The 14,123-nt window shown below is 41.0% G+C and carries 8 protein-coding genes and 2 pseudogenes; 5 read left to right on the forward strand and 5 right to left on the reverse strand.

What is annotated here, in order from left to right:
- Positions 1-73 precede the first annotated feature (73 nt).
- Both G602_RS0119815 and amrA read right to left on the reverse strand, forming a co-directional pair.
- Positions 74-1,153 (reverse strand): acyltransferase, encoded by a 1,080-nt coding sequence (locus tag G602_RS0119815; protein ID WP_026660553.1) that lies wholly within the window; start codon positions 1,151-1,153, stop codon positions 74-76.
- Positions 1,154-1,407: 254 nt separating this feature from the next.
- Entirely contained in the window at positions 1,408-2,880 is a 1,473-nt protein-coding gene (gene amrA / locus G602_RS0119820) for an AmmeMemoRadiSam system protein A (protein WP_026660554.1), read from the reverse strand.
- A gap of 160 nt (positions 2,881-3,040) precedes the next feature.
- Here amrA and G602_RS30000 point away from each other — a divergent pair, with 160 nt between their 5' ends.
- The 3 genes and pseudogenes from G602_RS30000 to G602_RS32130 all read left to right on the forward strand — a co-directional run.
- Positions 3,041-3,637, forward strand: coding sequence for a DUF4234 domain-containing protein (locus tag G602_RS30000; RefSeq protein ID WP_026660555.1), 597 nt, complete (start codon positions 3,041-3,043; stop codon positions 3,635-3,637).
- Positions 3,638-3,660: 23 nt separating this feature from the next.
- Positions 3,661-4,161, forward strand: a pseudogene (locus G602_RS32125) (macro domain-containing protein); the annotation flags it as partial.
- Between the two features lie 315 nt (positions 4,162-4,476).
- Positions 4,477-4,926 (forward strand): annotated as a pseudogene (locus G602_RS32130) (NADAR family protein); the annotation flags it as partial.
- Here G602_RS32130 and G602_RS0119835 read toward each other — a convergent pair.
- Positions 4,907-5,266, reverse strand: a complete 360-nt coding sequence (locus tag G602_RS0119835) for a hypothetical protein (RefSeq protein WP_026660557.1) — start codon at positions 5,264-5,266, stop codon at positions 4,907-4,909. The pseudogene G602_RS32130 and the gene G602_RS0119835 overlap by 20 nt on opposite strands.
- Before the next feature lie 169 nt (positions 5,267-5,435).
- Between G602_RS0119835 and hflX the strand changes: the two genes are divergently transcribed.
- Positions 5,436-6,761, forward strand: coding sequence for a GTPase HflX (gene hflX, locus G602_RS0119840; protein ID WP_044932812.1), 1,326 nt, complete (start codon positions 5,436-5,438; stop codon positions 6,759-6,761).
- A gap of 149 nt (positions 6,762-6,910) precedes the next feature.
- Positions 6,911-8,401, forward strand: a complete 1,491-nt coding sequence (locus G602_RS0119845) for a GGDEF domain-containing protein (protein WP_044932814.1) — start codon at positions 6,911-6,913, stop codon at positions 8,399-8,401.
- Between the two features lie 47 nt (positions 8,402-8,448).
- Here the strand turns inward: G602_RS0119845 and malQ are convergent, their stop codons facing one another.
- Both malQ and G602_RS29385 read right to left on the reverse strand, forming a co-directional pair.
- Positions 8,449-9,981 (reverse strand): 4-alpha-glucanotransferase, encoded by a 1,533-nt coding sequence (gene malQ / locus G602_RS0119850; protein ID WP_026660561.1) that lies wholly within the window; start codon positions 9,979-9,981, stop codon positions 8,449-8,451.
- A gap of 159 nt (positions 9,982-10,140) precedes the next feature.
- A complete protein-coding gene (locus tag G602_RS29385; protein ID WP_026660562.1) occupies positions 10,141-14,103 on the reverse strand; it encodes a hypothetical protein in 3,963 nt (1,320 codons plus the stop codon).
- Between the last annotated feature and the right edge of the window lie 20 nt (positions 14,104-14,123).

Here is a 14,123-nt window from a genome sequence, read left to right on the forward strand (position 1 = left end):
AAATTGCGGAGGCAGTCCGATTTTTTCTTATCATTCGTTCTCTCTGTTTTTATTAAGGTTACAAGTGTTTTTACTATATAGAAAAAGTTCTAAGGCTTCCCATTTTTCCTGAAACAAATTTAGCCACAGGTTTTGCCACTACTGAATATGCAAAATAACAAATGGTACATGCAAGGTAAAGTCCGATAACACACGCTATCAGGTGCAGAATCAGTATGGCAGGATTACGGGCTGCAAACTCGCTGATTTTGAAAAAGCCTATAAATCTCAGGTGCAAAACATAAACAGTAAAGGATGCGCCGGCAAAAATATTTATCAGTCTGCCATTTTTTACCTTTATCTCTCTAAAGAGCATAAACAAAAGGGCTGCCTCAGCAATAACAAACGGATTGCTATAGTTCCAGGCAACAGTATCATAGATATTCTTACCCTGGCGTATGCCATCAGCATAAGCCCAGGCCATATTCAGACACAGGCAGATAAAATATGCTGAAAGGGTCTTGTTTTTATCTGTTTTTTTATCATTGTCGCGAATATATGCGCCAATGAGATACAATACTACAAAATTCACTATTGTGTATCCTGCCTGAGATCCCTCAAGTCCAATTGTACTGCTACCATTGAGCTGTCTTCCGGACCAGTATTTTAAAATATCAATCAGTGTCGGATATATGGAAAACAGAATCATAACAAAAGCAAGCAGTATTCTCTTCCCGCTTGGATTAAGCTTATCCCACATCACATTGATAAAGGGCGATATTAAATACAGTGCAAAAAAGATATATACATACCAGTTGGAAGAAAAAAGGTACTCAAAAAGCGTATCGATATTTGCATTCTGAGGAACAAAAATGCGTCCAATAGCAAAGGTTATGACTGCAAAAACAATTACCTGAGCCACCAGTCCGAGAGGCTTCATGAAATCCCTGACATTTGTTTTGCAAAGGAAATATCCCGTTATAATAACAAAGATATTTACCGCAGGAATACTTATTGATTCAAGCGCAACCAAAATAAACTGATTGGGACTTCCGTCCTGCACAGTAAAAAATCCTCCGCCTGTAACGCTGTTGTAGTGAAGGATGATCACCATGCAGGTTGCCAGGATTCTTAAGAGTTCAATATTTGATTGGCGCTGGGTTCGTGTTGTCATATGGCCTCCAAGTAAAGAATTTATCCCCTCATCCGTCAGCTTCGCTGACACCTTCTCCGCTCCGCTTCGGTCCGCGCATAGCCATCGTCCCCCGGACGATGTGCGCCCCCAGAGGGGGAAGGCTATAAATGTTTTTCCTTCGCTGAAGTTTATTTTTTCTTACTAAAAAATATTTCCCAAGCTGAAGGCTTTAAATGTTTTTTCTTCGCTGAAGTTTATTTTTTCTTACTAAAAAATATTTCCCAAGCTGAAGGCTATAGATGTCTTACAACTTCAAATCGCTCAAGGCTTATCTCCTCGCCGGCGGGGATTCCTGCTTTCTGGCAGGCGATATTGATCTGCTGATTAACGCTGTCCACACCATCAAGGTTAGGCAGTAAGAGTCCCCGCTTGTGACCGCTTGTTACGATAACACCGTATCTCTTAACGTCAAGCATATCCGTAGATGATATGGGTTCCGGTTCTGCAAGGACATCCACACTCATCTCAAGCCAGGGAAGCTCATCGGTAGTTATCATAGGAAATCTCGGGTCATTTGTGCCTGCGCTTATGGCATTTTGCAGTATCTCCTCGGCTACACAGCCACAGGTTGGAGAAATCGTGCCGATACAGCCTCTGAGAGCGCCATTTTTATGAATGGATACGAAAGCTCCTGCTGCTTCACTAAGCATCTCATCCGGCAGATTCTCAAATTCGGTTCCCTTTAAATCCTTAAGATGAAGTGTTTTGCCGCCGCTCACATAGCTTTCAAGTGAAAATCTGGCGAGCTTTACATAAATATCCTCATCCCGCTGTTTTCCCTTAAGTTCAGAAAGTTTTTCTTTTCTCCACTCATCAAGGAAATGTCTGCTCTCGTCAGGGCATCCTACTTCGAAAGTACAGATGCCATAGCCGACACCAAAGGTCGCCTCATGAACAAGCTTCTTGGCCTTTACGGAAAGACCGTCCAGTGCTCCTGCCATCATAACAAAAGATCTGTGGCCACATTCCGCTGCCTTTTCACAGAAGCTGTCCTCAAATTCAAACAGTCTCTTGAAGTCGCCGCTTCCGCAGACTTCCATTATCTTCTCATCATATTCGGGTCCCTCGGGCGCAAAACCATAAGGTCCGTCCTCCTTCATCTTGTGTGAAAGGTCTCCGCTTGCAACGAACACAACCCGTCTTCCGGTCCTGTTCACAGCAGCCTGAATAATCTGTCCCATCTGATAGTGAAGAGCAAGAGGAAGTCCTGACAGACCTATCCTCACAAGCTTAAAATCGGTGTATTTTTGACAGATATAATAGAGCGGAATCAGGGTTCCATGATCCAAAGAGGGATCCCTCTCTCCCAGGGTACCTGCAGGAAATTCATGAAGAGCCAGTCCTCCCTGCCCCTTACCGCTGCCATTATCCGGATCGTCAAAGGCTTCCGGACCACCTTTTTCAGCAATACGGCATATTTCATCCACCAACTCTTCATCGTATTCTGCATCAAAGCTGACTTCTTCTGCATTAAATCTCCCCATATCTCCTGACGCACTGTTCCCCGGTGAAATGTGGAAATAATCCGCATACATTATGCTGTGAGGACTTGATATTATTACAGTTTCCGGTTTAAGTGCGGCAATTGTGTCAGCCACCTTTTCATAAGCTTCAGTAACATCACTTATCTTCTTTTCTTCTCCTCGTCCCACCTCAGGAAGCATTATCGGCGGATGCGGTACCATGAAAGCTCCTAGAATCGGCATAAGATTTCCCCCTTTTAAAAAAATATCTGCTTTTTAGATAATTATCTGAAATAAATAAGTTTATTATCAAATTTTTTTATTTTTTCCGCTTGCTCTGATTATACACCAAATTGTGATATAATCAGAGAGAACAATTATATAATAGAGAGGAGATTAAAAAATGTTTTGTCCAAATTGCGGAGCTGAAAATTCAGATTCCACTAAATTCTGCACCAATTGTGGCGCACCTTTGGGAGCACAGAATCAGGGAGGCGCAACACAGCAGCCTAATCCTACTCCGGCACCTAATGGCTTTGATCCTTCTAATACAGGCTTTGATCCTTCAGGCAATCCTTCAGGCTTCAATCCTCAAGGCGGCTCTAACGGCTATGATTTCCAGCAGCCTCAGCAGCCTAATCCCTACTACGGCGGCGCAGGAATAACAGGTAGAAATATTGCGGTTGCAATCATTTTGTCTCTTGTAACCTGTGGTATCTATGGTATTTACTGGTTCATTGTCGTTACAGATGAAACAAATCAGCTGAGTGGACGTCCTAATGACACTTCAGGAATAATATCATTCCTTCTTACCCTCGTAACATGTGGTATCTATGGATGGTACTGGGCTTACAAGCTTGGTGAGAAGACAGATGCTATTAAGAACGATCCTAACGGAAGTTCTGCTGTCATCTTCATCATTCTTCAGATTTTCGGTCTTCAAATTGTAAACTTTGCACTTGCACAGGACGCAATCAATAAGGCTGTTAACTATCAGTAATTATAAGCTTTAAGGGGGACGACATGATTCACGTAATTCAGGGTGACATTACAAAGGTTACAGGCTTTGACGCTATAGTTAATCCGGCAAACAATTCTCTTCTGGGCGGAGGCGGACTTGATGGTGTAATCCATCGAGCTGCCGGACCTCAGCTGAAAACCGAATGCCGAAGACTAAACGGTTGCGAGACCGGCGATTCCAAGCTGACTCTTGGTTATGAGCTGCCCTGCAAATACGTGATTCATTCTGTCGGACCTGTCTGGATGGGCGGCACTGCCGGTGAGGAGAAGCTTCTTGCCTCCTGCTACTCCAGTGCCATGAAAATTGCCCACTCGAACGGAATCAGAAAAATCGCATTTTCTTCCATTTCTACAGGTGAATACGGTTATCCTTTAGATAAGGCTGCTAAGCTTGCGCTTTCAACAGTCTCTGCTTTTATTGCAGCAAATCCGGATTCTTTTGATGATATCTGCTGGGTAGTCGCAGATGATCTTGCTTATTCTGCATATTCTGAAGCTATTGAAAATTTTGTTCCACCTACTGAGGAAGAAAAGAAAAAGCCTGCGAAAAAGACAAAGTCCAAAGGCAAAAAAACAGATAAAACAGAAAAGGCAGATAATGCCGAAGATGAGAAAATAACAGAAGAAATATCTGATGACATTCCCGAATTAAAGGCACCTAAGGTTCCACCTGTTTTCACAAATGCGCCTTACAACAAGTATCACATCGACTGGCTTATTGAAGAAGTCGGAAATGGAAATCCGCACACCTATACATGCTTTTATCTGGCTGAAAAGAACAGCGATTTCTGCCAGTTTTCACTATGGCATAAAGGGAAACCCGTTTTCATAAACGGCCGCTGCTATCAAACTGCCATTCAGTACATCATGTCTGAAAAGGCACTTCTTTTTAATGATTTCAATTCATACAAAAAAATAATGAATGAGTCAGATCCTGCCATCTGCCAGAAGCTCGGTGACAGTGTTGAAAATTATGATGATGCTGTATGGAAAAACAGCTATAGAGAAATTCTTTTCAATGCAAATATCGGAAAATTCTTATCAGACAAAACTTTCGCCAATGCTCTTCTATCCACAGGCGATTCAGTACTGTTAAATGCCAATCCGAATGATGATATCTATGGAACAGGTATAGAAAAAGAAGAATTGACCGATGACCATGGCGAATTAAAAATTCCGCCTCAGAACTGGCATAAAGAGGAATCCGATTTCCAGGCTAAGAACGAACTTGGCTTTGTTCTTATGGCTGTCAGAGATCATTTTTCTTAAGGCCATCCTTTATGGCATTTTGAACTTTTTCATCCATATCATTGTTCATCTGATCTGTAAGCATATCCATAATATGACTATGCCCTTTTGAGAAGGATAAGGCAGAATGAGAAGTTTTCATTCTATCGTTTTTATCATCATTTTTGTGGTTCATCTCATAGCTCTGGCGCATGGTTTTATCAAGGGTTCTCATTGCCTGAAGCGAATCATAGACTTCTGCAAACTCTGAGCCCATCTTTTCCTTTGCCTTATTATCCTGTTGCATAATCTCGCCGGTTTTAATCTTATCCAGGTAGAGATCCGTCATTTTGTTTATTGAAGATGATAAATCATAACTCATAGTCTTTCCTCATTCTATCCCCACATTTTCATTATATATATCGGAATTATATGGCTTATCTTTTAGACTATTTTTATTTATAATGAGTATATTACTTTCGCTTATATTATATATCACAGATTAAACGATTATTATTTAGCATAAAAAACATAAGGACTTTTTATAAAAAATGAGTATATCAAAGACAATAGAAACAATTGAAGAAAACACTACCCCCAAGGCTATCCTTGTGGGCTTAAATCATACAGACAGAGACGATAATAAATTCGAACACTCAATGGATGAACTGCGTGCTCTTACCAAGGCATGTGACTTAGAGCCTGCAATGACCATCACTCAGACACTTCCTCACCCTGATCATGCTACATTCATCGGAAGCGGTAAGGTGGAGGAATTAAAAAATCTCATTGGCATGGTTGACGCAGATATCGTCATTTTCGGTGACACACTCTCTCCCATTCAGATTAGAAATCTGGAGAGAATCCTTGATACAGAGGTCATAGACAGAACAGGTCTGATACTGCAGATTTTCGCAAAAAGGGCCCGTACCAGAGAATCGCGCATGCAGGTTGAGTACGCTCAGCTTCAGTTTATGCTGCCAAGGCTTGCAGGTATGAGAACAGAACTCAGCCGTCAGGGCGGAGGAAGTGGCCGCCTTTCCAACAAGGGTGCAGGTGAAAAGAAGTTAGAGCTTGACCGCAGGCGTATTGAGCAGCGCTGCGCTGAGCTTAGACGTGAGCTTGGAAATGTTGAACGCGAGCGCGATACCCAGCGTGCAAAGCGCATGAACTCGGATATTCCGCGTGTATCCCTCGTTGGTTACACCAATGCAGGCAAATCCACGCTCCTTAACTCCTTTATCGATGCAAGCCATATTGAGGAAAAAGATAACAAAAAGGTGATGCAAAAGGATATGCTTTTTGCAACCCTCGATACTACCGTAAGAAGAATAGAGCTCCCGGGGCACAGACCCTTCCTACTCTCTGACACAGTAGGATTTATTGACGAGCTTCCCACCACCCTCGTAAAGGCTTTTCGCTCCACTCTTTCGGAGGCTGTATACGCTGACCTTCTACTTGAGGTTATCGATTTTTCAGATCCGGATTATATGACTCATATCGAAGTTACCGAGAAAACCCTTCAGGATATCGGTGCATCAAAGATACCGATTATCTACGTTTTCAACAAAGCGGATCTTGTAATCGGAAACTCGGAGCACCGCTCCATGACCATTCCTCACGTGAGAGACGACAGGATATACATGTCTGCTGAGGATGGAATCGGACTTGATGACCTTGTTTCCATGATTGAAAAAACTCTTGAGGGCGAAAAGGTTGACTGTGAATTTGTAATCCCCTACTCAGACGGAGCAGCTCTCCATGATATTACATCACGAGCTGAGGTCTCAGATACGCAGTATGAGGAGGCCGGCACTCATCTCGTACTTAAGTGCAGTAAGAAAATGGCGCTGAAGTACATGAAATATGCAGTCTGATATATCCTATCCCATAAAATAGCCAGACAAATTCATTTGTTTTTTTATTATCAATTTTTTATCGGAATTTTATAAAGTCATGATTGGATAATAGTATAATGAGATTAGAACTATGTACTTTTATTCGTTATTATGTTTAGGTATTCCGGATGAAAAAACTTGTGAAGATTATCCTGGATCACTTCCAATACCAGGACACAAATGAATTTGTCTACTTTAACAAGTTTTCTCAGAGCATACAGGATGAAAATTCAAAACACCTGTATGTGTCTTTTTTCATGTTTCCTGTGGTTTATATCCTGCTCATTGCTATCTCTGCACATATTCAAGGGTCGATTAACAGCATAGCAACCGTTCTTCTCTTTATTCCGGAACAGCTTCTTTATCACCTGTATATTTTCCTGCACAAAAAGTTTAATCCTCAAAAGGATATGGGTAGTCTTGATGCAATTATTTACTACACCATTTTTGCTTTGCAGCTTATTCTTGTTGACACCATTGCCTTCAATCATACTGAAGCAATGTGGTTTACTTCACTAATAGTAATTCTGCCCGCAATTTACATAGACAGATTATCCGGATATGTCCTTACAGACTCAGCTCTCTGCATCTTTTATTGTATTGCTGTTTTCATGTTAAAGGATAAACGTTTTATTGAGCGTGATATGTTTGAAGGAATAATCACTCTTCCGATTGCTATTTTTATAGCCATGATGGTCAGCACCATAAGAAATGCCCAGGCGATGCAGAATCAGTTTCTCCGCGAGGAAAGCTCCTACGATAAGCTCACCGGTCTCTTAAATAAGGGCGCTGCCAAAAAGGAGGTTGAGGAGTATTTTTCCCACAGACCACTTGGAGAAAATACTGTTGTAATCTCAATAGATGCCGATAATTTCAAGCAGATAAACGATAAACTCGGACATTCAGCAGGTGATGTCGTCCTTTCAAATATGGGTCTGATATTAAAAAAGCATTTCCGCGTTGATGATATCGTTGCAAGAAATGGCGGTGATGAATTTCTTGTTGTAATGAAGGGCGTTGTTCCTCCTTTTCATATTGACCAGATATGTCGCAGAGTCCAAAAAAGCATATCCGAAATATCCATAGAAGGCGGTTGGACTTTCACCTGCAGCCTCGGAGTTGTCATCGATACTCACCAGAAAGATTTCGCATCCATTTTTTCAATGGCTGACGATGCCCTCTATGAATGTAAGATTCGAGGAAGAGACTGCTTCTCAGAGTGGTATACCTATGACAAGATTATTCCGCCTGACAGACCGCTCGTCATCCTCAGCGCCTCCAGAATGCATCCGAATGTTGAGGAGATAGATGATCTCTTACGAAAAGAGTTCAGTATACTGTATGCTGAAAACGGAAATGAAGTGCTTAACCTTGCAAGTCAGTATTGTGCTCAGCTCCGCGTAATCGTCCTCGATATGTCCATTGAAAAGATTCCGCCGGATCAGGTACTAAGCTATATCAAACAGCGGCCTAACTTTTCTCATATAAAAGTCGTTGCCGCCTGCCCAAACCCGACGCAGATAGCTATTGCAAAGGAAGGAAACGCAGATGTAATAATACCTGTTCCAAATTATCCGGACAAAGTTCTGGCAGCAGTAAAAAAATGCCTCGGCGAATGATGTATCATCGTAAAACATCCCCCGCCGGGCATTTTTATTTTGCTCTATTACTTTTTGATATTTTGTTCAGGTTCATCAGCAGGTGCTTTAATCTCCGGAACCCTGCTATAAGTCTCGGTCATAAGTCTTATGCTGCGCGCAAGGTCTTCTGAAAGGTAGTTTGGAGTAAGTCTCCACTGCCAGTTACCCTCTGCTGTTCCGGGAGTGTTAATTCTCGCCTCTCTTCCTTTGCACAGATAATCCTGAATCGGTATTATGCAAAGATCAGCTACAGACCTGTAAGCTTCACGTATAATATCCCATACGAAAGCACCATAATCAGTATTTATTGAATTTACATAACGCCTTGTAAAGTCGCGCTCGCCCTCACTTATCTCCTGTACCCAGGCAAAGGTCGGAGTATTGTCGTGAGTTCCTGTATAAACAACGCTGTTCCTGGTATGTCTGTGGTTCACATAAATGCTGTCCCAACTTGTAAATCCATACTGAAGCACCTTCATTCCCGGGAATCCGGAATCCTCAAGCAGTTTTATATTCTCCTCAGTTGTTGTTCCAAGATCCTCGGCAATCATGTTAAGCTTTCCAAGCTTCTTCTCCAAAGCCTTGAAAAGATCCATTCCTGGTCCCTTAAGCTGCTTACCCTTCTCGGCAGTCTCCTCACCATATGGTACTTCATAGTACTCAGCAAAGCCGTGGAAATGGTCTATTCTGATAACATCAAACCATTCGTAATTTCTCCTGATTCTCTCTACCCACCAGGAATAGCCGTCTTTTTTCAGAGCGTCCCAGTCATAAACAGGATTTCCCCACAGCTGTCCCGTAGGTGAAAATGCATCCGGCGGACATCCTGCAACAGCCTTAGGCATAAGATCCTTATCCATCTGGAATGCCTCAGGATGCGCCCAGGTATCACTACTGTCCATGGCAACATAAAATGGCAGATCTCCAATAATCTTTACATTATGCTCGCCTGCATATTCATGGAGCTTTGACCACTGCTCATCAAATTTAAACTGTTCAAAGTATATAAACTCTATCTCGTCCTTAAAATCCTTTCTTGCTTTTTCAATAGCTTTAGGATTTCTTTTTCTAAGGTCATCCGGCCAGTCCAACCATGACTTACCTTCCTGGTCAGACTTGATTGCAACATAAAGCGCATAATCAGGAAGCCAGTATTTATTTTCTTCAAGATACTTTTTGTATTCCTTGGTCTTTTCTTTTTTCGAAAATCTCTCATAAGCCTTCTTGAGAATGGTAGTACGATTCTCATACAGCTTTCCGTAATCAACCTTCTCAATATCTGCGCCAAAGTCTGCGCCATTAACTTCATCCCAGGTTAAAAGCTCCTCTTCAACGAGATCCTCAAGTGAAATAAAATAGGGATTCCCCGCAAAAGCTGAAACCGGCTGATATGGAGAATTTCCAAAGCCTGTCGGTCCTATAGGCAGCATCTGCCAGTATCCCTGGTATGACTTTTCCAAAAAGTCCACAAATTCATATGCTTCTTTTGAAAAACATCCGATTCCGAATCTGGAAGCCAGCGAAAACACCGGCATAAGAATTCCGCTTTCTCTGTGCATGATAATCACTCCCCTCATTGTTTTTTCGGATTTGCTCCTCTGTAGAGCCTTGCAGATCTACAAATATATTATAACGCTATAACGCAAAGAGCGCCACCGAAGTGACGCTCCTGAAATACTTTGTCTAATCCATCTCCCTTAGCTTATAAAGTATGTTTTTTATTTATCTTTCTTCTTTCTCTTTGTCCCTGCAGTTACTCCTGCACCAGCTGCTATAGCTGCAAATAATCCTAATAGCCAATATGGCTTAGAATCCTTTTTGGGTGCATCAGCAGTTGCAGTCTCTCCATCGGCTATTGTTACACCTGTAGTATCTGCATCAACAACTGTCTCAGCCTTATTCTCATCGTTTTGGCTGTCTGCATTTACAGTGTTTTCCTCAGCAGTATTATCAGTAGAATCCGATACATTATCGGTTACTTTTGCATTATTGGCTTCTTCTGCATTTTCTGCATCACTGTCAGCTGCTTTTGCAGTAACCATCTCATCAGGCTTTTCTCTCTTTGCTCCAAGAACTGCCGGTTTATCCTGCTCATTAGCCTGGGCCTTATCTCCTACTGTAGTTTTATTATCTGCTTCGGATTTTTTGTTGTTATCTGTAGCACTGGCAATAGCATTTGCCTCTTTATTTGATGTCTGAGAATTTAAGCTCTGATCATTCGATCCCTGACTATCTGATCCCTGATCATTTGACTCCTGCTTTGCTGCCTCTGAATTTTTATTGGAATTATTTGTCTTCTTTTTCTTTCTCTTTTTCTTATCCTTCTTGTCGTCTGAATTATTGTTTTCCGTGCTATTATCGTTGCTATTCTTTTCAGTACTTTCGTTAGTAACGTTTTCAGGATGATTATTATTTGAAGTGTTATCAGTATCAGCGCTATTGTTACTATTAGCATTATCAGTATTGGCGTTATTGTTGCTATCAGCGTTATCAGTATTAGCGTTATTGTTACTATTAGTATTATCCGTATTGGCATTATTGTTGTTATTAGCGTTGTTGTTTATACCGTTATCAGTTGTAGCCTGATCCTGATTTGTCTGATTATCGGCCTGATTCTTTTCCTGCTTCTTTGCCTCTTCTTTCTTCTTTATTTCTTCCGTTTTCTTTGCAAGATCGACTTCTGCAGACTTAAGTTCATCCTCTACAGCCTTCTTGTTGTCCTTCGCTTTCTCAAGGGCTTCTTCTGCCTTGGCAAGTTTTTCGTTCAACTCCTCAATCTTGTCCTTATCCGGATCTGAAACAAAATTTCCTACTGTAGTCTTTCTGTCAAGTTTTTCAATAGCAGACTTAAGATCGTCAACAGTTTTCTGTGAACTTTCTACCTTCTCAACAGCCTTTGCTGATGCCTCTCTAAGCTCAAGATATGCCTTTTGTTTATTAGCATTCTCAAGCATAGCGGATATTTCTTTTGCATTATTTGAAGCCTTAGCTGCTTCCTTTGCATCTTGTTCTGCCTTAACCTTAAGTTCATCCGCTGTAGTATTAGCTCTGTCTGCAGTTGCTCTGCTACTTTCAGATATTTCTTTAAGTTCATCTGCTGTTGACTGTGATTTATCAGCTAAGCTCTTTGCCTTATCAGCCTCGCCATGTTTTTTATCATAATCATTCTGCAAATCCTTCACTTGCTTCGAATAGTTTTCACCATATGTTTCTTTATTTGCTTGAGCTGTGGCTAATTCTTTCTTGCTATCTTCATAATTCTTCTCAGGATCTACAAGAGTAGATGCAATATCCTTCATTGCTTTCAAAGTGCTGTCGTTGTCTATATCTTTATGTTTATTGTTAGCAATTTCTGATTCAGAGGTTGCTTTCTCAGAAGCTTGCCTTACATTATCAATACTGCCCTTTGCAGCCTCTCCATCAGTGATAGCCTTTTCTTCATCTTTACTGACTGTTTTATAAGCATTCTGAGCATCAGTAATATCCTCCTGCAGTTTCTTAAAGTCGCTACGGAGGTCTTCTATGGTGCCGAATCTCTGTATTTCTTCACCATACTTTCCCATATAACCATCTTTTTCATAAACAAGGATAGAATCTTCATAAGTATAAAAATTGTAATAGTGAGTTTTACCATTTATTTCATATTTTATGAAGTGCATATAAAGCTCAAAATTATCATATTTATGTATAATGTTGGCATTTACATCCTGTTTTTTTAGGTAGTACTCAATAACATACCTAGCTAATACTGCATTATGATAAGGATCTTTAGTTACCTTTGCATTTTTAAGCTCTTTTACACAATCCTCCATATTATTATTTACTTTTTCCTTAGCTGCGGTAAGCTTATCTTCCGCTTCTTTTACTCTTGCATTTGCTTTTTCACCTTCCTCTATGGCATTCTCAAGCTCCGTCAGGTCATTTTTAAGCTTCTCTGCAGCCTCAGCCTTTTTATCTGCATCATCTTTTGCAGCTTTCTTTATGTTTTCTATTGTTGTATTAATCTCATCAACAGTTACATCTTCAGCTCTAGCGAAGGCAAAATCTCCAAGTTCAAGTTTGTCTAAATCTTCCTTTGCTTTATTCTGGGCTTTCCCTAATTCATTTTTAGCATTCTCCGTAGCTAAGTTTGAATCGGAAACTGCATCATCAAGACTTTTAACCTTTGCCTTAGCCTCATCTAATTCAGTTTTAGCTGCATCAGCAACTTCTTGTGCATTTTCTGCCTTCTTTTTAAGCTCTGTTGCGGTTTTCTGAGCATTCTTAGCTGTTGTCTCGTCATCTGTGGCAGTCTGATCTAAAGCTTTTGCGCTTTCAGCCGCTTTATCAGCATCTTCCTTGGCTTTATCTGCCGCCTTCTGAGCATCAGCAGCTTCCTTATCTGCTTCTTCTTTAGCCTTCTTTGCAGCTTCTACCTGTTTTTCAGCAAGCTCTTCTGTCAGATTTTCCATTGCTTCAAGATCTTTAAGAGCCTCCTCTGACTTTGCCTTCAAAGCATCTGCAGCCTGCTTTGCAGCCTCGAGATTGCTCTTTGCTGTCTCAAGGTCAGCTCCTGCTTTTGAGCTGGCTTCTTCATATGCTTTCTTTGCTTCCTCTACCTTCTGAACAGCCTCTTCATATTCAGCCTTTTTCTCAGCGTAGTTCTTCTCAGCCTCAGCACATGTAGCATTTGCTTCTTCTACTGCCTTTGAAGCCTTATCAAAAGCTTCTTCAGCTTCTTTTATAGTTGAAGCATTCTTGATATTTTCTTTTTGTTCTTTAACATCCTTCTCAGCCTTTTCAATTGCATCTGAAAAATCATTTACGGCATCTGAAACAGATTGCTGTGTATTTTCAGCATTATCAAGTGCTTTGTCCACATTTGATGACTCTGTTTCAATTGAATCAACATTTTCCTTTACAGCTTCTCCAGTGGGAAGTTCCTTAACTGCCTTATCAAAATTATCCATTAAAGAATGAATATCCTGATTTTCAGATTCTTTATTTGCAGATTCCTGGTTTTCAGACTCAGCAGAAGGCGCTGCTTCTCCATTTGCCACAGTTTCCTCATTTTGCTGATTATCGTTTGCTGAACCAGGCTGCTGTGAATTGTTATTCTCCTGCTGTGAAGTGTTTTCCTGGTCAACAAGCTCGTTATTAGAGTTATCTGTATCAGCATTATTATCTGTGGAAGAATTATTATCCACAGAAGCATTATTATCTGACTGGCCATTAGCTTCCTGAGTATTTGTTTCCTGCACATCAGGTCCCGGATTAGTTGTTTCCTGATTAGCTGTCTCCTGATTAACTGGTTCCTGTGAGCTTAATTCCTGAGAATTATCGCCACTATTATTGGCTTCCTGATTGTTTTCTCCCTGATTAATCTCTTGCTGATTATTCTCTTCCTGGTTATTCTCTTCCTGGTTATTTTCTTCCTGCTTGCTTTCGTTCTCTACCGCTTCAACATTCTGTACAGCAGCATCAACTTTTTCGGTAATCTCATTTACATCTGAAACAGAACTATTATAATCATCGGCTTTTTTCTCAGCTGACTCATCAACTACCTCACCATTCTGCTGCTCAGGTTCCATAGCCTGATCTATCTCAGCAGCAAGAGCTGCTACCGGCTGCATTACCATAGCAGCACTGAGTCCGAATGTTGCAGTTTTCAAAATGCACTTGTTAATAGTTTTGTTCTTCATAGTATACCTCTTCATAAAAC

Source organism: Butyrivibrio sp. AC2005 (assembly GCF_000424145.1).
In the GTDB taxonomy this organism is placed as follows: Bacteria; Bacillota; Clostridia; order Lachnospirales; family Lachnospiraceae; genus Butyrivibrio.

Bases quoted from the DNA above. Each gene is read 5' to 3' on its own strand.
- G602_RS0119815 (WP_026660553.1), bottom strand. From the start codon at position 1,153: ATGACAACACGAACCCAGCGCCAATCAAATATTGAACTCTTAAGAATC.
- amrA (WP_026660554.1), bottom strand. From the start codon at position 2,880: ATGCCGATTCTAGGAGCTTTCATGGTACCGCATCCGCCGATAATGCTT.
- G602_RS30000 (WP_026660555.1), top strand. From the start codon at position 3,041: ATGTTTTGTCCAAATTGCGGAGCTGAAAATTCAGATTCCACTAAATTC.
- G602_RS0119835 (WP_026660557.1), bottom strand. From the start codon at position 5,266: ATGAGTTATGATTTATCATCTTCAATAAACAAAATGACGGATCTCTAC.
- hflX (WP_044932812.1), top strand. From the start codon at position 5,436: ATGAGTATATCAAAGACAATAGAAACAATTGAAGAAAACACTACCCCC.
- G602_RS0119845 (WP_044932814.1), top strand. From the start codon at position 6,911: ATGAAAAAACTTGTGAAGATTATCCTGGATCACTTCCAATACCAGGAC.
- malQ (WP_026660561.1), bottom strand. From the start codon at position 9,981: ATGCACAGAGAAAGCGGAATTCTTATGCCGGTGTTTTCGCTGGCTTCC.
- G602_RS29385 (WP_026660562.1), bottom strand. From the start codon at position 14,103: ATGAAGAACAAAACTATTAACAAGTGCATTTTGAAAACTGCAACATTC.